This window comes from Crystallibacter degradans, assembly GCF_012952295.1.
In the GTDB taxonomy this organism is placed as follows: domain Bacteria; phylum Actinomycetota; class Actinomycetes; order Actinomycetales; family Micrococcaceae; genus Crystallibacter; species Crystallibacter degradans.
The window spans coordinates 361116-383826 of sequence record NZ_JABBCH010000001.1 but is presented as its reverse complement, the minus strand read 5'-3'; the positions used below and the strand labels follow the sequence as shown (position 1 = coordinate 383826).

The 22711-nt window shown below is 66.1% G+C and carries 21 protein-coding genes; 9 read left to right on the top strand and 12 right to left on the bottom strand.

The window, feature by feature from the left end; genetic code table 11:
* Window positions 1-29: 29 nt before the first annotated feature.
* A complete protein-coding gene (locus HGO92_RS01670; protein WP_169991267.1) occupies window positions 30-764 on the bottom strand; it encodes a hypothetical protein in 735 nt (244 codons plus the stop codon).
* A 47-nt stretch (window positions 765-811) separates the two neighbouring features.
* Window positions 812-1189, bottom strand: a complete 378-nt coding sequence (locus tag HGO92_RS01665; protein WP_169991265.1) for a MarR family winged helix-turn-helix transcriptional regulator — start codon at window positions 1187-1189, stop codon at window positions 812-814.
* Window positions 1190-1548: 359 nt separating this feature from the next.
* Between HGO92_RS01665 and HGO92_RS01660 the strand changes: the two genes are divergently transcribed.
* Window positions 1549-1995, top strand: a complete 447-nt coding sequence (locus HGO92_RS01660; RefSeq protein WP_169991263.1) for a hypothetical protein — start codon at window positions 1549-1551, stop codon at window positions 1993-1995.
* 50 nt (window positions 1996-2045) lie between these two features.
* Here HGO92_RS01660 and HGO92_RS01655 read toward each other — a convergent pair whose 3' ends face one another.
* The gene (locus HGO92_RS01655) at window positions 2046-2327 is read right to left on the bottom strand and encodes a hypothetical protein (RefSeq protein ID WP_169991261.1); all 282 of its coding nucleotides are present in this window, start codon (window positions 2325-2327) and stop codon (window positions 2046-2048) included.
* A 238-nt stretch (window positions 2328-2565) separates the two neighbouring features.
* Between HGO92_RS01655 and HGO92_RS01650 the strand changes: the two genes are divergently transcribed.
* Window positions 2566-3054, top strand: coding sequence for an NADPH-dependent FMN reductase (locus HGO92_RS01650; RefSeq protein WP_169991259.1), 489 nt, complete (start codon window positions 2566-2568; stop codon window positions 3052-3054).
* A gap of 11 nt (window positions 3055-3065) precedes the next feature.
* Here the strand turns inward: HGO92_RS01650 and HGO92_RS01645 are convergent, their stop codons facing one another.
* The gene (locus HGO92_RS01645; RefSeq protein ID WP_169991257.1) at window positions 3066-3608 is read right to left on the bottom strand and encodes a histidine phosphatase family protein; all 543 of its coding nucleotides are present in this window, start codon (window positions 3606-3608) and stop codon (window positions 3066-3068) included.
* Between the two features lie 265 nt (window positions 3609-3873).
* Here HGO92_RS01645 and HGO92_RS01640 point away from each other — a divergent pair, with 265 nt between their 5' ends.
* The 3 genes from HGO92_RS01640 (at window position 3874) to HGO92_RS01630 (ending at window position 8609) form a co-directional block, all read left to right on the top strand.
* The gene (locus tag HGO92_RS01640; protein ID WP_169991255.1) at window positions 3874-4983 is read left to right on the top strand and encodes a DUF1611 domain-containing protein; all 1110 of its coding nucleotides are present in this window, start codon (window positions 3874-3876) and stop codon (window positions 4981-4983) included.
* A gap of 14 nt (window positions 4984-4997) precedes the next feature.
* Window positions 4998-6755, top strand: coding sequence for an ABC transporter transmembrane domain-containing protein (locus HGO92_RS01635; protein WP_169991253.1), 1758 nt, complete (start codon window positions 4998-5000; stop codon window positions 6753-6755).
* A gap of 192 nt (window positions 6756-6947) precedes the next feature.
* A complete protein-coding gene (locus HGO92_RS01630; RefSeq protein WP_169991251.1) occupies window positions 6948-8609 on the top strand; it encodes a catalase in 1662 nt (553 codons plus the stop codon).
* A gap of 68 nt (window positions 8610-8677) precedes the next feature.
* On the opposite strand, the gene HGO92_RS01625 is transcribed toward HGO92_RS01630, so the two are convergent.
* The 3 genes from HGO92_RS01625 to HGO92_RS01615 all read right to left on the bottom strand — a co-directional run bounded on the left by HGO92_RS01625 (window position 8678) and on the right by HGO92_RS01615 (window position 11946).
* Window positions 8678-10333, bottom strand: coding sequence for an HNH endonuclease signature motif containing protein (locus HGO92_RS01625; protein WP_169991249.1), 1656 nt, complete (start codon window positions 10331-10333; stop codon window positions 8678-8680).
* 394 nt (window positions 10334-10727) lie between these two features.
* Window positions 10728-11354: a GNAT family N-acetyltransferase gene (locus HGO92_RS01620; protein ID WP_346768814.1), complete on the bottom strand. Its 627-nt coding sequence runs from the start codon at window positions 11352-11354 to the stop codon at window positions 10728-10730.
* A gap of 169 nt (window positions 11355-11523) precedes the next feature.
* Window positions 11524-11946: a hypothetical protein gene (locus HGO92_RS01615; RefSeq protein WP_169991245.1), complete on the bottom strand. Its 423-nt coding sequence runs from the start codon at window positions 11944-11946 to the stop codon at window positions 11524-11526.
* 306 nt (window positions 11947-12252) lie between these two features.
* On the opposite strand from HGO92_RS01615, the gene HGO92_RS01610 reads away from it, so the two are divergent.
* Together HGO92_RS01610 and HGO92_RS01605 are read left to right on the top strand one after the other, a co-directional pair.
* Complete coding sequence (locus HGO92_RS01610) at window positions 12253-13158, top strand: phosphodiesterase (protein WP_169991243.1); 906 nt, start codon at window positions 12253-12255, stop codon at window positions 13156-13158.
* Between the two features lie 85 nt (window positions 13159-13243).
* Window positions 13244-13657, top strand: coding sequence for a hypothetical protein (locus HGO92_RS01605; RefSeq protein ID WP_346768813.1), 414 nt, complete (start codon window positions 13244-13246; stop codon window positions 13655-13657).
* Window positions 13658-13738: 81 nt separating this feature from the next.
* Here HGO92_RS01605 and HGO92_RS01600 read toward each other — a convergent pair whose 3' ends face one another.
* From HGO92_RS01600 to HGO92_RS01580, 5 genes are all read right to left on the bottom strand, one after another.
* Window positions 13739-15157, bottom strand: a complete 1419-nt coding sequence (locus HGO92_RS01600) for a stealth family protein (protein WP_169991998.1) — start codon at window positions 15155-15157, stop codon at window positions 13739-13741.
* Window positions 15158-15430: 273 nt separating this feature from the next.
* Window positions 15431-17128: a dipeptide ABC transporter ATP-binding protein gene (locus tag HGO92_RS01595; RefSeq protein ID WP_440915753.1), complete on the bottom strand. Its 1698-nt coding sequence runs from the start codon at window positions 17126-17128 to the stop codon at window positions 15431-15433.
* Window positions 17128-18075 (bottom strand): ABC transporter permease, encoded by a 948-nt coding sequence (locus tag HGO92_RS01590; RefSeq protein WP_240974329.1) that lies wholly within the window; start codon window positions 18073-18075, stop codon window positions 17128-17130. Before HGO92_RS01590 ends, HGO92_RS01595 begins: the two co-directional genes overlap by 1 nt.
* A complete protein-coding gene (locus HGO92_RS01585) occupies window positions 18072-19055 on the bottom strand; it encodes an ABC transporter permease (protein ID WP_440915705.1) in 984 nt (327 codons plus the stop codon). Before HGO92_RS01585 ends, HGO92_RS01590 begins: the two co-directional genes overlap by 4 nt.
* Window positions 19056-19107: 52 nt before the next feature.
* Entirely contained in the window at window positions 19108-20769 is a 1662-nt protein-coding gene (locus HGO92_RS01580; RefSeq protein WP_169991239.1) for an ABC transporter substrate-binding protein, read from the bottom strand.
* Window positions 20770-21095: 326 nt separating this feature from the next.
* Between HGO92_RS01580 and hpaH the strand changes: the two genes are divergently transcribed.
* Together hpaH and HGO92_RS01570 are read left to right on the top strand one after the other, a co-directional pair.
* The gene (gene hpaH / locus HGO92_RS01575) at window positions 21096-21881 is read left to right on the top strand and encodes a 2-oxo-hept-4-ene-1,7-dioate hydratase (RefSeq protein ID WP_074699314.1); all 786 of its coding nucleotides are present in this window, start codon (window positions 21096-21098) and stop codon (window positions 21879-21881) included.
* Window positions 21866-22693 (top strand): aldolase/citrate lyase family protein, encoded by an 828-nt coding sequence (locus HGO92_RS01570; protein WP_169991237.1) that lies wholly within the window; start codon window positions 21866-21868, stop codon window positions 22691-22693. The genes hpaH and HGO92_RS01570 overlap by 16 nt, the downstream gene beginning before the upstream one ends.
* Window positions 22694-22711: the final 18 nt, after the last annotated feature.

Genomic DNA, 22711 nt, shown 5'->3' with positions numbered 1-22711 from the left:
TGTGGCGTTCCTAATGGTGCACTGGTCCGCTATGGCCGCGGTCTTGTGCGGCCTTTGCGTTTCAGCAGCGGCTTCGTTTTGGACGCTTTCGCGGTTGAGGCTTTCGCCGCAGATGCCTTCGCCGCAGATGCCTTCGCCGCAGGCGCCTTCGCGTTGAGGCTCGTTCCACTCTTGGCCGGTGCTGGCGGTTTGGCGGTGGTGGGAACTTCGGTTGCTGGGGCTGCGGTTGTTGGCTCCGCAGTTTCGCATGTTTGCCCGGCAGGTGCGGCAGGGGCCGTGGAGGCGGTCTGCTTGCTGGAAGTCGTGGGCTGGTCGGCCGGCATGCCGCTCTCTGACGGTGCTTCGACGGCTGGGTTGGTCGAGGTAGTAAGAGCCAGCGGGGAGACCGGGGCATCCATGGAAGAAACCAGTTTAGTGATCTGTCCGGTGAAGTCCGGGATGGAGGAATCCCACATCGGGGCCGGCGGCGGCTGTTCTGCGCTGTCGTCCGTGCCGTCGAAGAACACGTCACGGTAGCCCAACCTTTGAACGATCATCCAGACCGCGATCGCGACCATGAGCAGCGTCAACATGACAAATGCGCCTGTCCCGTAGATCCGGACGAGTACGCCCACGGGGGAGATAGAGCCCTGCAGGGCATGGTCCGCCAGCCAGACCACAAGCCAAAAGGTGGCCGTGACAGCCAGAATTCCCAGCGGGAGGCCAAGGCTGGCCTCGGAGGCACGGCGCCGCCAGTTATCCAGAGCGAGGAGCAATCGAGTCATAGGGCTGGTTTTGAACTCCTGTATGTTCCGGGTGGGGGCGGGGACGCTCACTTAGTGTTTCCTTCGGGGACTGGTTCGAAACCGGTTTCTTGGTGGTCAGCGAGTTCCTGGACGAAGCGGTCCAGCATACGCGCAAGTGTTTCACGGTCCTTCGCGGACCAGGTAGCCAGGACCTCGTCAAAGAGATCGGCTCCGGCCGCACCGATCTGGCGCTGCATCTCGCGGCCTTCTTCGCTGGTGCTGACCAGGGTTGCCCGGGCGTCGCCAGGATCTGACTGGCGGTCCACGAGCCCCTTGTCGTCGAGCCGACGGACCTGCGGGGTCATGGTGGATTTATCGACGCCGTGCTGGACGGCAAGTTCGGAGACGCGGACGGGGCCGTTTTTGCTGATGTAGTCCAGCAGCGCCACATCGTTGGGGGACATGTCTGAAGCGGCGGGGCCAAACAGTTCTTTGCGGACCTGCGAACGCGCAGCCCAGCGGATCAATTGGGTGACGCTGGACCGCACTTTGTCGCCCGCGGTTGGGCCGGTGTCAGCCTGACTTCCGGCCCCTTGAATCTTTTGCACATGATGAGGATACGTCCTAAAGTTTGATTGTGCCAATCAAACTAATAGGGAGGCAAAGTTGGCGAGTTCATGCGGTTCGCACCCTACGGCCGGTTGTCAGGTTTACACTGTAAGTTGAACCGGTAAGTATACTTAGTGGTAGTTAGACCAGATCTAGTTGGGGGTTGGCGTAGCAAAGGCCAGATTGATCTTCTGTGAAGGAAGTGAGAGTGGTAATGCCCAATCACAAAGAGCGCTACCGGCCCATCGGCAGGGATGACGAAGTCTCTGATCCTTGGTGCTCCGTCTGCGCCACAGACGACTATTTGATTGTTGAAGAGGTCGAGCCCGCGGAGGAGCAGGATCTCAGCGGGCATCCGTTGTGGAACATCAGCTATTCATGTGCCGAGTGTGAAAGCTTCTACGGGCATCAGACCCGGAAGCCATGGCTGGGCTCGACCGATGAGGCAGGCTGGCTGGTGGCAATCGATACCGCCTACATCCATTGCGGCGAGCCGATGCGGCCATTTGATTCCGCCCAGCGGCCCATCTACGATCCGGTGCTCAACCATGATCCCGAGGCGGACACTCTGCCGCATGTCGAACTGGACACGCTGGTGCTCCGTTGCGCCTGCGGGTTCCAGATCGCAGTGCCGGCGGACAGCTATTCGGAAGGCAACTGAGCCGGCAGGAATGCTAAGAGCCGCACCGGCATTCGGTGTGGCTCTTGACCTTAGGCGACGGTCACGCGTTCTACGGTCAATGGGGAGGTGGCTGCGGTTTCAGCGGCGGGTGCTGCCACGGGGGACCAGGAAAGCGTGATCTGGATGCCGTCCGCCAGTTCGCTGATCCTCAGGCGCAGATCCTCGTCGTAGAGGTTCCTGCGCTGGGTGGCAAGGCCGTCATCCTCTGCCTGGTGCAATAGCTTGGAGACTGCCAGGGCCATGGCGCGGCCCCAGTCGTACGGATGCTTGCTGTTGGCTTTGGCTGTGGCCGTGTACCTATTCTCACGCATGGCAGATGTCCTAACGGTCCTGGGGATGGGCGTATTGGAAGGCCTGATGATTCGTCCGCCCGGACGCGGGGTCAGAGGGGACATGCGTTATTCAGTTGCTAAGGGTGCTGATTTGGTCATTCAGTGTAACGCCGAATAAAAGCATTCGTCCATCATGCGAACGGGTGGCAGCGAAGCCGGGTTGTAACGTCCTGACACGTGGCTCCCCAGGGCCGAGACAGAACGGTAGCGTCCCTGTATGACTGTTACCGTAGTTGCAGGAAACCCGAAGCCGGCCTCCCGGACCCTTGCCGCGGCCCGGCTCGTGGCCGAACAGATCACCGGAGCCCCGGTGGACCATGCCATCGACGTCATCACTTTGGGGCCGGGCCTACTGGGGTGGGGGGACGACGCCGTCGCTGCGGCCGTGACGACAGTCCAGTCGAGCGATCTGGTGATCTTCGCGTCGCCGACCTTCAAGGCCACTTATACCGGAGTGCTCAAACTCTTCCTTGATCAGTTCGCAACCGGCGACGGGCTCAAAGGCGTTGTCGCGGTGCCGTTGATGCTCGGCGCCGGCCCGGCCCACGCGCTGGCCCCGGAGTTACTGCTCAAACCGGTACTCGTTGAGCTCGGTGCCACGGTTCCGGTCCAGGGTTTGTACCTCAACGAGAAGTCCTGGGAAGACCCGGCAAGCTCGCGCGAATGGCTGGACCGATGGACACTGGTGATCCAGTCGCTGCTCTGAATTAGCCGGAACTAGCCGGCGACGTGCTCCGCCTTGAACCCGAGCAGCAGGTCCGGCTCCAGCTCGATGGCTTCGCCGTTGATGACATGGGCATGGGCTTCGCCGCGCAACAGCCCCATGGTCACCCTGATGAGCGTGCCATGCGCGACGACGATGATGCGCTGGTCCGGGTTCGCGTGGACCAGCTCCTGCAGGGTGGCAATGCTGCGTGCCGCCACTTCGGCTTCCGGCTCGGAAACGAGCAGCAGCTTGTCGATCTCGGGCCGGTCCATGCCCAGCAGTACCGTGCCTTCGGCGTCACGGAAATCCCGTTCCATCAAGCCGGGAAGGGTGACGGAGATCGACAGCCCGACGTGCTTGCCGATGATCTCTGCGGTCTCGCGGGCGCGGCGCAAAGGTGATGAAACCAAAAGGTTCCATTCCTCCGTTGCCAGCTTGGCGCCGGCGTCGTTAGCCTGCCTGCAGCCCAACTCATTCAGCGGGATGTCCGTATGCCCCTGCAGCCGTCCAGCCGAATTCCAGTCGGTCTCACCGTGTCGCACCAGTGCCAGCACTTAGGCCTCCTCATGTCCAGTTGTCTGCATCAATCCTGCCCCACCGCGGTGCCAATGGGAAACGACGCCGCGGCTTGGCGCGCGAATGGGTGCGGCGGTCCGGGGGATTCCGGGCCAGGCGGCAGGGCCGGCTGAAGCCGCGGTGCACGCAACATGAACCGAGGGTAAACGGTTCATGAGAGCGCTCTCATCGGTACATCATGTCCCTTTCATCTGGGCCCGGTTTAGTCATTACTGACAGCAAACCCGGACCAAGGAGAAGACCGTGACACTCGTCGCCCACCCCAGCGAAGCCCTTTCCCTCACCACCAGCGCCGCCGGCACAGCAGTAACCGCGGATCCGCAGCGGCTGCAGCGGGCCAAGAAGGCCTACACCACCCGGTTCCTGGCGGACCGGTTGGCACTCGATCCGGCAGGTTACGAACTGCTGCACACCGTTCCGGCCGCCGGCGACGTGGTGCTGGCCAGGGTCGTGGAGCTCGGGAAGCACACGAAGCTGGAAAGTCCGGCATCGCGCCGCCAGGCCATGTTCCCCGGCGACGAAATCCTGGTCGCCTTCGGGAACCGCTACGCGCCGGACCAGTTCCTCGCCGTCGTGCCGGATGACCTCGGCGAATGCAGCCTGGTGGCCGGCGGCGGACTGGCCGCCCGCGTCCTTGAACAGCACGCGGACATCGACAAGGCCACCACTATCCAGCCGCTCGGCCTGCTCGCCAAGGACGGTGTGGTGGTCAACCTGCAGGACCTGGCACCGCACGCCGTCAACCACGCCACCGAACTGCCCGGCCGGCCGCCGGTGATTGCGGTGCTGGGTACCTCGATGAATTCCGGCAAGTCGACCACGCTGGGCTGCCTGGTCAACGGGCTGGATGCAGCGGGCCTGCGGGTTTCCGCGGGCAAGGCGACCGGGACCGGCTCCGGCAACGATCCGCGCCTCTTCACCGACGCCGGTGCCCGCCTGGTGCTGGACTTCACCGACTTTGGCTTCCCGACCACTTATCTGCTGGACTACGAAACCGTGCGCGGCCTGCTGACCAGCCTCATCGACACCCTGACCACGGCCGAGACCGATGTGATCGTGGTGGAAATTGCCGACGGCGCATACCAGGGCGAAACCAGCCGGCTGCTCCATGACCCGGTTTTCCACGCGGCCGTCGACCATGTGGTGTTCGCCGCCGCGGATGCCCTGGGCGCTACGGCGGGGATCGGTGTCCTGCAGGAAGCCGGCGTTTCCGTCCCGGCTGTCTCGGGCCTGCTCACCGCCTCGCCGCTTGCCGCCCGGGAAGCCGCCGGCGTGATCACCACCCGCGTGATCAATACCTACGATCTGTGCAACCCGGCAACGGCCCTGGACCTGTTGCCCGCGCGCAAATAAGGCAGGTGCGAAGCATGCCCAGCAAGAATCTTCCGCCCGGCCTGCCCAGGCTGCTGAGCGGGCGGCGTCGCGGTCTGATGGCGCTGCTGGTCGGCGCCGGCCTGGCCATGGCGGCGGTGACCGGGGCCAGCGCGCTGCTGATGATGTGGCTGCTCGACCAGGCCCCGACAACTGGTGGCGGGAATATCGTTCCCCTCGTCGCCGGACTCGCCGCGGCCGCGCTGGCCATCGGCGGCCTGCGGGCCCTCGAACGGGTGCTCGGCGAGATGCTCGGCCAGGACTACATCCATCAGATCCGCAAGGGCCTGGTGAAATCCGCGCTGGCCACCGACCGGAGACCGTCGCCGGGCGTGACCATCGCGCGCAGCACCAACGACCTCTCCAGCGTGCGCGACTGGATTGCGATGGGGATTGCGCCGCTGGCCGTGGGCATCCCGCTGATCCTCGGCACCGCGGTGGCGCTGTGGCTGCTCGCGCCGGGACTCGCCCTCGCCGTCGTCGTTCCCTTGGCCATCCTGGCCGCAGGCCTGGCGATGTTGGCCAGACCGGCCTTTGAACGCGCGCGTGCCCTGCGGCGCCAACGCGGGCGGCTCGCGGCACGGCTCGCCGATACGGTCATGGCAGCCGGCACGATCCGCGCCGCGGGTGGCGAGGAGCGCGAGGTCAAGCAGGTGGACAAGGCCGGCCGCAACGTGGTCGACGCGGCGGTGCACCGCGCCGCCGCTTCCGGCTCCATCCGTGGTGCCGCTGCCGCCGCGGCCTCGCTCGGCACGGCTGCCGTCGCCGCCGTGGGCAGCTGGCAGGCCATTCCGACGGCGACCGTCGCCGCCGCGCTGACCATCGTCGGCATGATCGCGGCCCCCATTACCGACATGGGCCGCGCCGTCGAATACCGGCAGAACTTCAAGGCCGCACGCCGGATCCTCGGTCCAGCCCTCGCCGTTTCGGCAACGCAAGGAAACGAACGACGACGGCGGGTTGCCGCCTACGGGCGCCACGCCGGTGTGGTGGGTGTGAATGCCGTGGGCGCGAATGAGGAGGCTCCAAACGGGCAGACACTGAACGATGAGGTGATGAACGGTGAGGATGCGGGCATGCTCCTGGTGGCGGGCTTGTCGGAATGCCGGAACTGCCCCGTCCCGGAGCTTCGGGCTTGGCCGGGGCAGCGGGTGCGCATCCGCTCCGCCGATCCGGCAGTGGAGACCAGGCTGCTGGAAACGTTGATCGGTGTGCGCAGCGATCCAGATGCGTTCACTCAGGTCGACGGCATGTCGCTGCTGGACAGTGGCGGACGGGACCGGCGGCGGCTGGTGGGCTATGCCGCTGCCGGAGCCTTCCTGGAGCGGGGATCGATCGCGCGCAGTGTGCGCTACCGCAGGCCTGATTTGGACGCGGCGGAAGGATCGGCTGCGTTGGAACGGGTGGGGCTGGCCGGATCTATTGCACGGCTGGAACGGGGCGAGCAGACCATGCTCAAACGCGGCGGCGAGCCTCTGTCCACCTCGGAGCGGGCGCGGCTGGTGCTGGCCCGGGCAATGCTGGGGGAGCCGCCGGTGCTGGTGATCAACAGGCTGGACGCGGACCTGGACCGGGACGGCAGACAGATGCTGGCCCGGGTTGTGCGTGATTATCCCGGTGTAGTGCTGTTCGCGTCGGATGATCCGGACGCGCTCGCCGCCGGGTTCACGGAGTGGTCCGTCGACTGTCCGCACGCCGGGCTGGACCTGACCTGGGTAGCCGCGCGCCCCGCCGTCGTTCATGATGCCTATTGACCTCGGTGGGCTGTGCTCTGATAACTGCAGTGACTGGTGCAAGGAGGCGTCGGCCAGGGCGTTCATTCACGGCTGTTGTCTCTTGGCGTCTGCACCTATTGACCTCTGTCGCGGCCGGTAACAGAGTGGTAACTACGGGCGATGGCCTGTCCCGGGCCACCTTGCATCCATTTCCCCTAAGAAGGTAAGACCATGACAGATGCAGCCAATCGGCCACCAGCAGAAGGCGATGACCGGTCCATCCTGACCAACCGGCAAGGGCATCAGGTTTACGACAATCAGAACCAGCGGACGGTTGGCCCACGGGGTCCGGCCACCCTGGAGAACTACCAGTTCCTGGAGAAGATCAGCCACTTTGACCGGGAGCGCATTCCCGAACGGGTGGTCCATGCGCGCGGGTTCGTTTCCTTCGGCACGTTCGAAGCCACCGGCAAGTGGGGCGACGAACCGATCTCCAAGTACACGCGGGCGAAGCTGTTCCAGGAAGCGGGCAAGAAGACGGACGTGGCAGTGCGGTTTTCCACGGTGATCGGCGGCCATGACTCCTCGGAAGCAGCCCGTGACCCGCGCGGTTTCGCAGTGAAGTTCTACACGGAGGACGGCAACTGGGATCTGGTCGGCAACAACCTGGCGGTGTTCTTCATCCGGGACGCCATCAAGTTCCCGGACGTGATCCACGCGCTCAAGCCGGACCCCATCACCTTCCGGCAGGAGCCCGCGCGGATTTTTGACTTCATGTCGCAGACACCTGAGTGCCTACACATGCTGGTCAACCTGTTCAGTCCGCGCGGCATCCCGGCGGACTACCGCCACATGCAGGGTTTCGGCGTCAACACCTACAAGTGGTGCAACCAGACCGGCGACACGGTCCTGGTGAAGTACACGTGGCAGCCGCACCAGGGTGTGAAGAGCTTGACCGAAGCGGACGCGGCGAACATCCAGGCCAATGACACCGGGCATGCTTCCAAGGACCTGTTTGAAGCGATCGAACGCGGCGACTTCCCGAAATGGGATCTCTACGTGCAGATGATGAGCGACGACGAGCATCCGGAACTCGATTGGGACCCTTTGGATGACACGAAGACCTGGCCGGAACAGGACTTCGAGCCCAAACTCGCTGGCACCATGACACTGAACGAGAACGTCTCCGACCACCACAACGAGAACGAGCAGATCGCCTTCGGCACCGGCGTCCTGGTGGACGGACTGGATTTCTCAGACGACAAAATGCTCGTTGGCCGCACCTTCAGCTACAGCGACACCCAGCGTTACCGGGTGGGACCGAACTATCTGCAGCTGCCCGTGAACTCGCCGCGACGTGTCCAGGTAGCCACGAACCAGACCGGCGGCCAGATGTCCTACGGGCGCGATCTCGGCGTGGGACAGAACCCGCGCGTCAACTATGAACCCTCCATCACAGGCGGTCTGCGCGAGGGACATTACCAGACGGAGGACATTGAGGGCCCGGAACTCACCGGCCGGCTGACCCGTGCCCGCATTCCGCGCACCAATGATTATGAGCAGGCAGGCCAGCGCTACCAACTGTTGGAGGACTGGGAGCAGGATGACCTCGTCACCAACTTCGCCACGCTGATTGCGCAGGCGGACCGGAAGGTCCAGGAGCGCATGCTCTGGCACTTCTACATGGTCGACGACGAACTGGGCTCCCGCGTGGGCGAGGGACTGGGTATCAGCCTCGAAGATGTGAAGGACCTTGGCCCGTTGCAGTCGCAGACGCTTACCGATGCCGAGGTGTCGCGGATGAAGAACCTGGGCAAGAACGGCCCGCGGAACGTCGAAGGGCTCACCATGACGCATTGCGTGCCGAACGAGCACGTCGTGGTCGCTCCCTGACCTGGAGCCTTGATTAACGACGGCGGCGTCTGACCTTTGGGGTGCCGTGCCGCCTCCATTGAGAAGCGTCAGAAGGGTGGTGGGGTGTAGAGGTCCGGTGGTGGTGGTTGGGTTGGTGGGCGGATGGACCAGCTGTTTTCGGGGGTGCTGGTCCATTCGTGGCCGGTGCGCGATGTCCAGGTGGTGCTGCCGTCGGCGTATTGGGTGACTTTCCAGCCGCCGGCGTGCTTCGCAGCGTGTTCGGGTTTGCAGAGGGCTTTGAGATTTTCGAGGACGGTTTTGCCGCCGTCTTCCCAGGCGATGGTGTGGTCGATTTCGCAGAAGCGGGCTTCGACGCGGCAGCCGGGGCCGCTGCAGTGCCCGTCGCGTAAGCGGACGAGTCGTTTGAGCCATTCGGGCGGGTGCCGCAGGTCTTTCGCGGCGGCGATCGCGTTGCCGTATTCATCGGTCAACACCGGCAGCCAGGATTCCGCGAGTCCGGCGAGGTTGCGGGCCATTTCCGGCGGGATCGGCCCGTACCCGGCGAGTTCGCCGGGCCCCTTGCTCAACCCCGCCGCGGTCTCCAGCGACAACGTGACCGCGACGCTGGCCGTCACCCCGGCCCCGGCACCGGTCCCCGTCCCCTTGCAGTTCCCGGTACAGGTGCCGGTAGAGGTTCCGTTCCCGGTCCCGGTGGCTGCGCTGCCGCCGCCGCAGGTGCCGGCGCCCGTGCAGGTGCCGGTGGTGTTGCCGGTGCCGTTACACGCGCCTGGGTTGTTGACGAGCAGGTCGGTGATGACGTCGGCGCGCAGCTGGGGCAGGGTGCGGGCTTCGTCGGGGCCCTGCAGCTTCTTCGCGAGGGCCTGGACCAGGTTGAACACCATCACCGCCTTGTCCGCGCTGCAGCGGAACCAGACTTCGGCCATCCCGTCATCCTGCGGCACGAGGCCGACGTTGCGGGACTGGTTCGCTTTTTCGTGGCGGACGGTGAGGCTTTCCGGGTGTAAACGTTCGCGGGCCTTGCGGGCGCGCGCCCGGACACTCTCGACGGTGATCTCGCCGGCCTTGGGCAGGACCCCTGCCTCGAACGCAGGCAGCAGATTCTCGGGCAGGTCGGCGGAGCCGCGGGCGATCGCGGTGGCCCGCGGCAGGTCCAGGGTCCCGGCGGCCATCGCCTCCACCGTAGCCGGCAAATGCCCGCACAGCTGCGCGGCCTCGGCGAGGTCTTTCTGCGCAGCCCCGCGGGGCTGGGCCAGGGCAGCGGCGATCTCCGTTGCCGCGCAGGAGGAGAACCCGTGCGCGTTGCCGGTCTCGGCGCCTTCGGCCGGGCGCAGCTCGGTGAACCGGTTCAACGCCTTCACCCGGCCGGACTGCAGCCACGCCACGGTCTTCGCGGACGCCTGCAGGTAATCAATGGTCCCGACATCATCCAGCGCCTCCGGATCAATCCGCTCCAGCACCCCGGCCAGCGCCGCCGGCGCCAGGTTCTCCCAGCCTTCCGGCAGGCCCGGCACCTCCGGCAGCACCGCAGCCTTCGCCAGCACTTGGTTGGCTTCCTCGGCCGCTTCGTCGAACGGTTCGCCGTGCCGGCCGCCGAAGGCCAGGTTCTCCTCGGCCCACGCATCGAGGAGGAGTTTGTGCAGCATGATTTCCAGCAGCGAACTGCCCGCCAAACCGAGCGCCCGCAAACCACGGTCCCGGTCCGGCTCCGGCGCCGGTATGAAATCAAACTGGAAATCTTCCATACACCCACCCTACGAACCAGCACCGACAGTTTGTGACTGCGCGCACATCACAGGGCGGAGAGCGGCGGAAAAGCACCGGAAGATTTTTCAGCGGCTGAGCTTGCAAGGGCGACCACGGCGACGTGATGCCCAAGGCAGCCGAAGCAGCTCGCGACCGGTGGCCAGCAGGGGGGCGTGGGACAAGCCAGCAGGATCAGTGGGGTAATAGGCCCCTAGAATCCGCTGTGGGGGTTACTGATGGAAGTTAAAGAGATAGCGCCGGCTGGTTGGAGGTTGGGGGAAAACTCCGACCGGCCGGCGCCGCATCACTCGCACCTTTATGAGGTAACTTCACAGTAGGCCTTAAACTTGATTGTTGGCCGGGAGCAACCTGTGAATTGCCTGAGTATGGTTTTTAGACCGCTCGTTCCAGCACGAAGTCGCGCAGGATCAAGCGGCCGGTGGGGAAGTTCATACCGCCAACGGTCCGGAATCCGTTCTTGGCGTAGAACTTCTGGGCACGTACGTTTTCCTCGCTGACGGAAAGCCAGACCGCGCGCGAACCGTTTTCCGCGGCGGCGGACAGGGTAGCGTCCATGAGCCGATGGGACAGGCCGCTGCCGTGGGCGTCGGCCCGAATGTAGAACTTGCTCAGCATCGAAGTAGGCCGCAAAGTCAGAGCCGCCTGGACTTCGACATCCAGGGGAGGGGTGTGGATGAGCATGCTGTAGCCCACCAACCTTCCGCCCGTGCCAGCAGCGGGGGCGTCGCCTGCATCCACGTTGGACACTTCGAGCACCAGCACGGTTCGTTCCGCCGTCGTAATATAGCTGCCGAAGCGGACCTCGGTGAGGTGCTCGGCAATGTAGCCGTTGATGTCGTCCTCGGTCATGACCGGAGGGCACGCCAGGGGGAAAGTTGCCGCGGCCAAGTCGGCCAGGGCAGCGGCGTCGTCGGCTGTGGCCTGGCGGACCAAAGCGTTGGCGGGCAGTAACGGATTGCCGGTCGCAGACCTGGGCGCGCTGCCACGATCGGCTGACACTAATCCTGCGTCTGGGTGGATCGAATTGCTCACGGGAACAATCCTAAGCGGGTGCGACCGCGGTTTCATGTCCGGCGCCATCAGCTGTATTTTCAGCAGACGACGACGGCGCCCCACCTTCAAAAGGTGAGGCGCCGCCGTCGTTGTTGGCTTTAGAGACAGGTGCCGGCTAGACCTTCAGCGCCTTCTGCTTGCCCTTGGAGTCCAGGATCAGGGCCAGCGCGATGCCGAACATCCAGATGTCCTTGGCCAGGCCGGTGCCCTCGGCCGTGGGGCGGACGTTGTCTTCCTGCGTCATGCCCGGGGTCTTGAGGTACATGCCGATCAGCGTGCCGGAGAACGCGGCGAGACCCAGGCCGACAAGCCGGCTGGGGATGAACGGGGCCAGCAGCGCGCTGCCGAGGGCGAGCTCGCCGTAGCTGACGTACTTGCCGAACTGCTCGGGCTCCATCTCCTTCACCTGGGGCAGGATGTTGGCGGCCATGCCCTGCAGGCCGGCAGCGCTTTCCTTGTCCAGATTCATCTTGCCTATGCCGGAATTGAGGATAAATCCGCCGGTGGTCAGGCGCAGGGGAATGTGGCTGAGCTTCATGTCAGGTCCTTCCGGTTGTCAGGCTCGGTCACTTCGAGCGTACTTCCGGCGGGCTGCTCCTGCCACTGTTCAGGAGGCCGCTTCTGCCGGTAGCGGACGCCCGCACGTGCCGGTGCCCCCGGTTGTGGATTGTTTGGGCAGCAGTTCCGACTGTTCTGCGTTGCTAATGCATGGGCCGCTGAGATTGAGTTAAGCGAAACAAACCGAAATGCCGCCCTGCGTTAACTTGCGGTTTGAGCCTCGTCTGCTTGGATGGAATGTAATAGGAAGCGGGTATCCCGGTTCCGAAACAGCAGAAGGTTAGTGATGGATTACATCCAGGCCGAGCATCCACGGCCTCACCATTTCATACTGCACATGAGCGACACCCATCTGGTGGGCGGTCCGAATCCCCTGTACGGACAGGTGGACAGCGAGGCCCGGCTCCAGCAGGTCTTCACCGAACTCGAGGCTTCCGGCGCGCGTCCGCAGGCCATCGTGTTCACGGGGGATTTGGCGGACAAGGGCGAGCCGGAAGCGTACGTCAAGCTCCGGGCCATCGTCGAGCCGGCCGCGGAACGCCTCGGCACGCAGGTCATCTGGGCCATGGGGAACCATGATGACCGCGCCAATCTGCGCGCGGGTCTGCTGGATCAGCCGGCGGACATGTCCCCGCTGGATAAGGCGTACGACGTCGATGGCTTGCGCGTGATCACGCTGGATTCCACCGTGCCCGGGTTCCACCACGGCGAGCTCAGCGACAGCCAGCTGGACTGGCTCAGGGGGGAGCTGGCGGTGTCCGCGCCGCACGGCACCATCCTGGCGCTGCACCACCCGCCGGTGCCCTGCGTGCAGGATCTGTCCGTGCTGGTGGAACTGCGGGACCAGAGCCGGCTGGCCGAGGCGCTGGAGGACACGGACGTCCGGACCATTCTGGCCGGACACCTGCATTATTCCACCACCGCCATGTTCGCCGGCATTCCGGTGTCGGTGGCGTCGGCGACGTGCTACACGCAGGACCTGAACGTTCCCGTGGGCGGAACCCGTGGCCGCGACGGGGCGCAAGCGTACAACCTGGTCCACGTGTACGACGAGACGATTGTCCACTCGGTGGTGCCGATCGGCGACTACGCCACCGTGGGCGAATACGTGTCCCCGGAGGAAACCCAGCGCCGGCTGGACGCGGCCGGCATCCGGATTCCCGAAAGCAGCCGCCAGCTCGCCGGAGTCTAACAACGACGGCGGCACCCACCTTTGCGTCTACGGCTTCCACGGGGCGGCTGTAGCCAGCGGCGCCGAGGCTGAATAGGCTTGGGCCATGTTGCCTGATTCTTCCGAAACCTCCGCCAGCAGTCCATCCGCCAGCCCGACTTCGGCCGGCCCAACTCGCGCGGCGGAACCTGCCAAAAGGGCCAACGTCATCGTCGCGATCGCCGACAAGGTGACTTCTTTCGGCGTGCGCAGGGCCTACGGCGATCCCGTCCAGGTGGGTTCCGAGCAGGTGGTTCCGGTGGCGCTCGTCCAATTCGGCTTCGGCGGCGGCGAATCGGAGACCGGCGAAGGCGGCGGTGGCGGCGGCGGAATGGTGCTGCCGGTGGGCGTGCTGGCGCCGGATAGCCAAGGCAAAGCCTCGTTCCGGCCCAATCCGCTGGCTCTGCTGGTCTGCACCGTGCCGCTGGTGTGGTCGGCCGGCCATGCGGTGGCGCGGGTGGTCAAGGCCTGCCGCAGGTAACCAACGACGGCGGGTGGCCCCCGCCGTCGTTAGTTTCCCGTGGTCTCTTAGTTCTGCTTAGCGACCTGGTTCCCCGAGCCTCTATTTTTCCCAGGGCGCGGGGATGGGGAAGTACTTCTCGAGGAAGTCCGTGACAACTTCTTGCCGCTCCAGCGCCGGAACTTCCGGGAAGCTGCCGTCATTGAGGCAGAAGAAGTCATGGTTGCGCTTCTTCAACAGCTTCGCCAGCGATTTCAGCCCGGAGTACATGGTGGTGTCGATGTACTTGACCTTGGCCTCGGTCTGCGTGACGGCGCGGCCGGTCAGCAGCGCGTAGTAGTGGTAGAGCGAGTTTGTCACCGAGATGTTGTCCTTGGCTCGGAAGCGGCTTGCCGCGGTGGCCTCGAACTCCGCCTCGAATTCCTTCTCCATTTCCAGCAGCACGCTCTTGCGCAGGGGCGCGGCGCAGTGTTCCAGATGCCGGGTGGTGATGCGGCCGAAGCGCTCATAGAGAAGCTTGCGGTTCACGCGCGCGGCGTTCTCGAAGCCTGAACGGTCCAAGTGGTTATCGCCCAGCCCGATGCGGGTGGAGGCCTCGATGAACTTCGTGATGCCGCCGGGGGAGAAGAATACGTGCGGGCCCACCGGGCGGCCGAAGAACATGTCGTCGTTGGAGTACAGGAAGTGCTCACTCAGGCCTTCGATGTGCTGCAGTTGGGCCTCGACGGCCTGCGAGTTGTGCGTGGGCAGGACCGAGGGGTCCTTGAAATGCTCTTCGCTGCGCACGATGTTAATGGCCGGATGTTCGGCGTTCAGCCACTCCGGCACGGGGGAGTCCGTGGCGATGTAGATGTTGCGGATCCACGGGGCGAACATGTACACCGAGCGCAGCGCGTACTTGAGTTCGTTGATCTGGCGGAAGCGGGCCTCGGCGTCGTCCCCTTCGCCGAGGATGACCCCTTCCATCCGCTTGCGGCGGGCGGCCTGGTAGGCCGGGTCGTTGCCGTCCACCCAGGAGAAGACGATGTCGATCTCGAAGTCGATGTCCGTGGCGTGGTCGGCGAACATGTTCTCGATGGTGGGCCAGTCCAGGCCGTACCGGCGCACGGTCCCGCGGACGGCTTCGGCGGCAGGGAGGGAACGCCGGGTCAGCGAGTTTTCAATGGGAAGGATGAGCTTCTCGTCCTGCCACATCCACAGTTCCAGCTGCACGCCGGCCGACTGGCCGTAGACCAGCCCGCCGTTCGGCTCGATGCGGGGACGGTAGAGCCGGAAGATGCGGGCCTGGTTGCCCTCGGCGAGCCGGCCGTCGCCGACCAGCAGCGCGCGCTTTTTCTTGGCGTCCACGGTCATGGAGTAGAACGGCTCGTTCAGGCAGGCCTCGGCCAGTGCGTCCTGAAGTTCCCGGCGGTCATCCCAGTTGATGGCGATGACCGGGCGCGCGTCATTGCCCCGGACCAGCAGGTAGCCGATGCCTGCGTCATCGAGCACGCGGCGGATGAACAGCAGGTCCTCGACCATCGCCTCATGCTGTGTGCGGTCCTTGTTGACCAACGCATAGCGGCGCTTGACCTTGACCACATCCTCGCGGTCGCTCAAGCGGGCGACGGCGGCGGGAGAGGTTACCTCAACGACGTCGCGCTGGCTTTCCTCCGGTTCAGGAGAACCAAAGTAAGCATCCGAAATGTCACTGGGGGCAAGCGATTCGGTAATGGAAGTCTCCTTCTAGTTGAGGGCAGGGCGTGCCACCTCCATAGTAAGCCCGCCTTCCCGCCCGGGGACGCGGCTGCCGACTCAGCGGGCTTCGAGGGCGGGGGAGGACGCGAGGAGCTGCTGTGTGTAGGGATGCTGCGGCGCCGCGAAGAGCTGCTCCGCCGGGCCTTGTTCGACGATCCGGCCGCGCCGCAGGACGGCCACGCGGTCGCTCATGTGCCGCACCACGCCCAGGTCGTGCGAGATGAACAGGTAGCCCAGCCCCAGTTCCCGCTGCAGGTCATCGAGCAGGTCCAGGATCTGGGCCTGGATCGAGACGTCCAGTGCCGAGGCCGGTTCGTCGCAGATCAGGATCCGGGGCCGCGGCGCCAGGGCGCGGGCGATGGCGACGCGTTGGCGCTGCCCGCCTGAAAGTGTGCGCGGGCCGCGGCGGGCGAAGTCCGCGGGCAGCCCGACCATCTCCAGTAGTTCGCTGACCTGGGCTTCTTTGCCACGGGGATTCAGCGTCCGGCCGCCGGTGGCAGCATCCGCCAGGGTCTGGCCGACGGTCAGCCGCGGGTCGAACGAGCTGAGCGGGTCCTGGTACACGGTGCCGAGCAACGGCCGCCTGCCGCGGCGCTCCTTCTCGGTGATCGCGCTCCAGAGCTCGCCGAACAGCCGGACCTCGCCGGCATCAGGCATGGTGAGGCCGAGGGCGATGCGGGCAATGGTGGTTTTGCCGGAACCGGACTCGCCCACCAGCCCGAGCGTCTCCCCGGCGCCCAGTTCGAAGGAGACATTATCGACGGCGGTAAAGCTGGTTTTGTCCGGGGTGCGGAACCGCTTGGCCAGGTCTGTGGCCTGCAGGACGGGTGTGCTGGCGCCGGACTGCGGGATTCCGCGGTCCGGCGCTGTCGGTTGCGGTGCCTTCGCGCCGGACGAGATTGACAGACCCGACGAGCCGGACGCCTCCGAAGTGCCCGACATCACCGACGGGCCGGAGAGCCGCGCCCCGCGGGGGTGGCCGGAGGGCACCGCGCGCAGCAGCTTCTTCGTGTAGTCGTGCTGCGGCGAGCCCAGGACCTGCGCCACCGGGCCCTGTTCGACAATCCTGCCCTCGGTCATCACCGCTATCTGGTCCGCCACCGAGCCGACCACGGCCAGATCATGGCTGATCAGCAGCATCGCCGTTCCCCGCTCGCGCAGCGATGCCAGCAGGTCAAGAATCTGCGCCTGCACCGTGGCGTCGAGGGCGGTGGTCGGCTCGTCGGCGATGAGCAGTGCCGGATCCTGCGCGATGGCGGACGCGATCAGGGCCCGCTGGCGCAGGCCGCCGGACAGTTCGCCGGAGCGCTGGCCCGCCCGCAGCTGCGGATCGTCCATGCCCACGTCTGCCAACAGCTTCAGCACCCGCTGGCCACGCTCGGCCCGGGTCAGCCGGGTGCGCAGCCGGAGCGAATCCTCAATCTCGCGGCCGATGGTCCGCAGTGGATCCAGCGAGACCAGCGCATCCTGCAGCACAAAGCCCACCTTGCTGCCGCGAAGCTGCCGCCAGCCGCGCCGGCCCAGCCCGGTCAAGGACTCGCCGCCCAGTTCCATCCGTTCCGCCGAAACATCCGCGGTATCTCCGGCGAGGCCGATCAGGGACCGGGCAGTAACGGACTTGCCGGAACCGGATTCGCCCACCAGTGCCAGGCACTGCCCGCGGTCGATGGACAGGGACACCCCGCGCACTGCCGGGACGGCACCAAAGCCGACGTTGAGGTTCTCAACCCGCAGCACGGCGTCGTTCTTAGCAATCACCGGCCGGCCACCCTTCGCTGCAGGGCGCGCCCCAGCACGGTCGAGGACGCCGCCGTCAGGACAATCGCGACGCCGGGGAAGAACGTCATCCACCATGCCGTGCCCAGATAGGTCCGGCCGGCCGCCAGCATCGCGCCCCACTCGGCCGCCGGCGGCGGTGCCCCGAGGCCGAGGAAGCTCAGCGAGGACGCCCACACCACGGCCTGCCCCAGCCCGAGCGTGCCAAGCACAAACACGGGGGAGAGGGCGTTGGGCAGGATGTGGCGGAAGAGCACCTGCGCCGGACGGCGGCCAAGTACGACGGCGGCCTCCACCATTGCGGACGACCTCACCTGGCTGATTTGGCCGCGGATGATGCGCGCGTAGCCCGGTGCAGTGGAGAGTCCGACGGCGACAACCGAGGTGGTGATCCCCGGTCCGGCCAGCGCGATGAATACCAGCGCCAGCAGCAGGCCCGGCAGCGCGAACAGCACTTCGAGGATCCGGCCCACGCCGAAGTCCAGCCAGCGGCCGCCGAGCCCGGCCAGTGTGCCGAGCACCAGTGCCAGCCCGACGCCGATGGCGGTGGCCGCGGCGCCGATCAGCAGGGACGGGCGGGCGCCATGGATCACCCGGGAGTAGATGTCGCGGCCGGATTCGTCGGTGCCGAACCAGTGTTTCGCGGACGGGCCCTGGAACGAGTCGGCCGGGTTGATTGCCAGCGGGTCGAACGGTGCCAGCAGCGTGGGGAAGCACGCGGCCAGCACCAGGAACAGCGCGACGGCGGCGGCCCCGAGTTCGACGGCGCGCAGGCCGGACACCCGGCGCAGGCCGCGGGTGGGGCCGAGGGTTCCCGGGGCGCCGGGCGTGCCGGGAGTCTCTGCGACATCAGGGGTTCCAGCCGCTCTTGAGGTCCCGGCGAGGACCGGGTCCTGGTGGTTGCGTTTGCTCGAGAAGATGCTCATGCTGCCCGCAATCGTGGATCGGCGGCGCGCTCGGCCACGTCGCTGGCGGCCATGACCACCACATACGACAGTGCCGAGACCAGGGCGACGCCGGTGACCAGCGGGATGTCGCGCAGCGTGACGGCGTTGAGCAGGGTCCGGCCCAGCCCCGGGCGGGCGAAAATGGACTCCACCACGACGGCGCCGCTGAGCAGACTGCCGAAGGCCCAGCCGGATAGCGCGATCCCGGGCAGCGCGGCATGGCGCAGGGCATGGCGGAACAACACGCCGGTTTCGCCTTCGCCGCGGGCGCGGGCCGAAAGGGCGAAGGGCGACGTCATGGCGTTGAGCATCGATTCGCGCATCACCTGGCCCAGGAACCCGGCCAGCGGCAGGGCCAGCGCGAGCACGGGCAGCACGAGACCGTCGGCGGAGTTCGTGCTGACCGGCGGCAGCCAGCCGAGGGTGTTGCTGAACAGCAGGATCAGAATGCTGGCCAGCCAGAAGTGCGGCACCGCGGCTGCGGCGATCTCCAGCCCCGAAGCAACGACGGCGGCCGCCTTGCCGTTCAGCGTGGACCAGCCGGCAAGCGCGAGCGACAGCAGCCAGGCGACCAGCAGGGCAAGGGCGGACAGCAGGAGGGTGCCGGGCAGTTGGTTGCCGAGCAGTTCGGCCACCGGCATCCGCAGCGAGTAGGAGTCGCCCAGGTCGCCCTGCACCAGCCGGCCCATCTGGGTGAAGTATTGGACCAGCAGCGGCTGGTCCAGCCCGTAGTCCCGGCGGACCTGCTCCAGCGCCTCGGGCGACGCCTGCGATCCCGGCCCGCCCAGGATGGCCTCGGCCGGGTCGCCGGGGATCAAGCGGATGCCGAAGAAGATCAGCGTGGCGACGGCCCACAGCACGAAGACCGCGCCCAGCACCTTGGCGAGCAGCCAGCGGACGGTTGTTGGGAAGCGGACGCCATCGGCCAGCGTCCGCTCCGGCCCCCGGTTGTCACTCACCGCGCGCCCGCTGTCGCCGTTGCTCAGCGCCGGCCGGCCGGGAGCCGGTTGCTCAGGAGTTGAGCCAGGCATCGTAGAACGTCGGCGTGGACACGGTGGGCAGCGCCCGCAGCCCGGAGACTTCCGAGCGGTACAGGAAGTGGTTCTGCTGGTCGTATAGGGGCAGGATGTAGTAGCCCTCCAGCACGATCTTCTGCGCCTCTTCGTACAGCGCCGCGCGCTCGGCCGGGTCGGAGGTTCCGCTGCCCTTGGTCAACAGTTCATCGAGCTCGTCCTGCTTCACCTGGGACAGGTTGGCGAAGTAGCCGCTGGGTGCCGGAACGGTGCTGTCCGAGTGGAACAGGATCCGCAGCACGTCCGGGCCCACCTTGGTATAGGGGGCGCTGACCAGGTTGTAATCGTTCTCGGCCAGGGCGCCGTACCAGCTGGACAGATCCAGCAGGTTCAGCTTGATCTCAAAGCCGGCTTCCTTGGCCGTGGCCTGCAGCTGCTCGAACAGGGACTGCTCGGCCGGAATGGACTGGTTGGTGCTGACCGGGAATTCCAGGCTCAGCCGCTTCCCGTCCTTCACCCGGTAGCCCTCGGCGTCCCGCTCGGTCCAGCCGGCTTCGTCCAACAAACGGTTGGCCTCGGCCGGGTCATAGCCGAACAGGGACTCGTCGGAGTAGCCCAGCGGCTCGACACTGGAGAGCGGTGAGTACGAGCGTTCGGCGGTCCCGAAGAACAAGGAGGAAACGCCGTCGTTCACGTTCACGGCCCGCACAAACGCCTCGCGCACCAGCGGATCGTTGAAGGGCGCCTTGCTGGTGTTCAGCTCCAGCCGGTTGGACGCGCCGGGTCGTGGCGCGTCAAGATGCTTGATGACGTCGTTGTTCTCCGCCGCGGCAATAGTGTCCGGCTGCGCGTTGTCGATCACGTGCACCTCGCCGGCCTGCAGTGCGGCGTAGCGGGTGGCGGATTCCGGAATGAACTTCCAGGTGATGGACTCCAGGTAGGCCGGGCCCTCATGGGCGGCATCGGCCGGCGGGGAGTTGTAGTTCTCGTTGCGGACCATGGTGATCGAGTCCTGCTTGACCCAGTCCTCCACGATGAACGGGCCGGTGCCCACCGGCGCGGCGCAGTTCTCTTCCTGGCTGCGCTCGAGGGCCTTGGGGGACTGGATGGCGACCCACGGCATGCTGAAGGATTCCAGCAGCGCGCTGTCCGGAGCCTTGAGGTTCAGCTTGAGAGTGAGGTCGTCGACGGCCTCGGCGCTCTCGATCTTCTGCAGCGCCAGGTAGCCGGTGGAAGACGCGGTTTCGGGGTCCTGGACGTGCTCGATGTTGGCCTTCACCGCCTCGGCATTGAGCGGGGTGCCGTCGGTGAACTGCACGCCCTCGCGCAGCGTGAAGGTCCAGGTCAGGCCGTCTTCGCTTTCCTGCCATTCGCTGGCCAGCCACGGGATGATCTCGCCGTCGTCGTTCTTGGAAACCAGCGGTTCCAGATACTGGCTCGCCGCCAGCGCCTGCGGGTAATTGCCGCCCACATGCGGATCCAGGCAGGTCGGTTCGGCGTCGCCCGTGGCGTAGACCAGATTCCCGCCGCTGACCGGCTCGCCCGCGTTCTCTTCGGAACCGGTGCCGCCGGCACTGCAACCGGCCAAAAGTACGACGGCGGCCGCGGCACCTGCCGCGGAAACGACGGCACGGCGCGGGGTACGGAAGGGAAACGACATTGGATACTTCCTCAACTGGATCCGCCCGGCGGTGGCCTGCGGCGGTGTTACACGGCCGGAAGGGCGCCGGCCGCAGTTTGCTCCCATTAAGGGTAGGTCAGCCGCGCAAACCGGCGCATGACGGGCCGCACAGTGTGACCAACCTCTCCGGCGGGCCGGCGGGGCCAGGGGGTGGGCGGGCAGTAATGGAAGTCTCATGGCGGCGCGGGGAAACGTACTATGGTGCTGTGGCCGCCCGGCACCGCCGCCGTACGGAGGACCACCAGACCGGACGGGGGTTCCGTCCGGCTGCCGCAGCTGATGACTTTTGGACTGGAGCCTGTCGCGTGCTTGATCAGACGACCATTGAGAAGATTGCCGATGAGCTGGTGGAGGCAGGGCGCACCCGTACCCCGGTGCCGCGGCTGACGGCCCGCTACCCGGAGATGACGGTGGAGGACTCCTATGCCGTGCAGAACCTCTGGCGGGAGCGCAGCGAAGCGAACGGCCGCAAGCTCGCCGGGCGCAAGATCGGTCTGACTTCCAAGGCGATGCAGGCCGCCACCGGCATTACCGAACCGGACTACGGCATCATCTTCGACGACATGATCCTCGAAAACGGCTGCACGGTGAAGTGGGACCAGTACACCCACCCGCGCGTCGAGGTGGAGCTCGCATTCGTGCTGAACCGCGATGTGAAGGGCCCCAACGCCTCCATCTTCGACGTGCTGAACGCCACCGAATACGTGGTCCCCGCGCTGGAGATCCTGGACTCGCGGATCGAGATGGAAGGCCGCACCATCGTGGACACCATCTCCGACAACGCCGCCATGGGCGCCATGGTGATCGGCGGCAACCCGGTCCGCCCGCAGGACGTGGACCTGCGCTGGATCGCCGCGATCCTGTACAAAAACCAGACCGTGGAGGAGACCGGCGTCGCCGCCGGCGTCCTGAACCACCCGGCCGCGGGCGTGTACTGGCTGGCCAACAAGATCGCCCCGCACGGCGACCATCTCAAGGCTGGCGAAACCATCCTTGCCGGTTCCTTTACCCGTCCCATGTGGGTCTACGAGGGCGACACCGTGCACGCAGACTACGGACAGCTGGGATCCATCACATGCCGATTCGAGTAGAAGCAGCGCCGTCCTTCAAGGACCTTGTCAACAACGCCGACCGCACCATCGCCGGCATGTTCGTGTGCTCAGGCGACGCGGGCATCGCCGAGATCTGCGCCGGCTCCGGCATCGACTACCTGCTGATCGACGCCGAACACGGGCCCAACGGGCTGGAAACGGTCCTGGCCCAGCTGCGCGCCATCGCCGGCTACCCTGCCATCCCCGTGGTCCGCGTCCCCTTCAACGATCCGGTGCTGATCAAGCAGTTCCTGGACATCGGGGCGCAGTCGCTGATCGTCCCGATGGTCAACAATGCCGAGCAGGCCCAGGCCGCGGTGGCGGCCATGCACTACCCGCCGCGCGGTATCCGCGGGGTGGGTTCCGCGCTGGCCCGTTCGGCACGCTGGAACCGCATCCCCGACTACCTGAACCGTGCCGAGGAGCTGGTCACCCTGGTGGTACAGGTCGAGGCGGCCGAGGCAGTCCAGAACGCCGCGGAGATCGCGGCGGTGGACGGGATCGACGGCATCTTCATCGGCCCGTCTGACCTGGCCGCCTCCATGGGCGTGCTCGGCCAGCAGGAGCATCCGGACGTGGTGGCCGCGGTGGTCAAGACCATCCAGGACGTGAAGGCCGCCGGTAAGTTCGTCGGCGTCAACGCGTTCGTCGAAGCCTCTGCGCGGCGCTACGTCGACGCCGGGGCGGACTTCGTCAACGTCGGAGCCGACGTGGCGCTGCTGGCCCGCGGGACCGAGGCGCTCGCCGCCAAGTACATTCCGGAAGAAGCAGGGGTCGGGGCAGAAGCCCAAGCGCCCCGCGCCAGCTACTGACCTTCGCTCATTGTGCAG

What these genes read in the sequence shown, in the direction of transcription:
- HGO92_RS01610 (WP_169991243.1), top strand. Translation starts at nt 12,253, where the DNA reads ATGGATTACATCCAGGCCGAGCATCCACGGCCTCACCATTTCATACTG.
- HGO92_RS01630 (WP_169991251.1), top strand. Translation starts at nt 6,948, where the DNA reads ATGACAGATGCAGCCAATCGGCCACCAGCAGAAGGCGATGACCGGTCC.
- HGO92_RS01650 (WP_169991259.1), top strand. Translation starts at nt 2,566, where the DNA reads ATGACTGTTACCGTAGTTGCAGGAAACCCGAAGCCGGCCTCCCGGACC.
- HGO92_RS01615 (WP_169991245.1), bottom strand. Translation starts at nt 11,946, where the DNA reads ATGAAGCTCAGCCACATTCCCCTGCGCCTGACCACCGGCGGATTTATC.
- HGO92_RS01655 (WP_169991261.1), bottom strand. Translation starts at nt 2,327, where the DNA reads ATGCGTGAGAATAGGTACACGGCCACAGCCAAAGCCAACAGCAAGCAT.
- HGO92_RS01670 (WP_169991267.1), bottom strand. Translation starts at nt 764, where the DNA reads ATGACTCGATTGCTCCTCGCTCTGGATAACTGGCGGCGCCGTGCCTCC.
- HGO92_RS01635 (WP_169991253.1), top strand. Translation starts at nt 4,998, where the DNA reads ATGCCCAGCAAGAATCTTCCGCCCGGCCTGCCCAGGCTGCTGAGCGGG.
- HGO92_RS01570 (WP_169991237.1), top strand. Translation starts at nt 21,866, where the DNA reads ATGCCGATTCGAGTAGAAGCAGCGCCGTCCTTCAAGGACCTTGTCAAC.
- HGO92_RS01665 (WP_169991265.1), bottom strand. Translation starts at nt 1,189, where the DNA reads ATGTCCCCCAACGATGTGGCGCTGCTGGACTACATCAGCAAAAACGGC.
- HGO92_RS01590 (WP_240974329.1), bottom strand. Translation starts at nt 18,075, where the DNA reads ATGAGCATCTTCTCGAGCAAACGCAACCACCAGGACCCGGTCCTCGCC.
- HGO92_RS01580 (WP_169991239.1), bottom strand. Translation starts at nt 20,769, where the DNA reads ATGTCGTTTCCCTTCCGTACCCCGCGCCGTGCCGTCGTTTCCGCGGCA.
- HGO92_RS01605 (WP_346768813.1), top strand. Translation starts at nt 13,244, where the DNA reads ATGTTGCCTGATTCTTCCGAAACCTCCGCCAGCAGTCCATCCGCCAGC.
- HGO92_RS01625 (WP_169991249.1), bottom strand. Translation starts at nt 10,333, where the DNA reads ATGGAAGATTTCCAGTTTGATTTCATACCGGCGCCGGAGCCGGACCGG.
- HGO92_RS01660 (WP_169991263.1), top strand. Translation starts at nt 1,549, where the DNA reads ATGCCCAATCACAAAGAGCGCTACCGGCCCATCGGCAGGGATGACGAA.
- HGO92_RS01600 (WP_169991998.1), bottom strand. Translation starts at nt 15,157, where the DNA reads ATGGTCGAGGACCTGCTGTTCATCCGCCGCGTGCTCGATGACGCAGGC.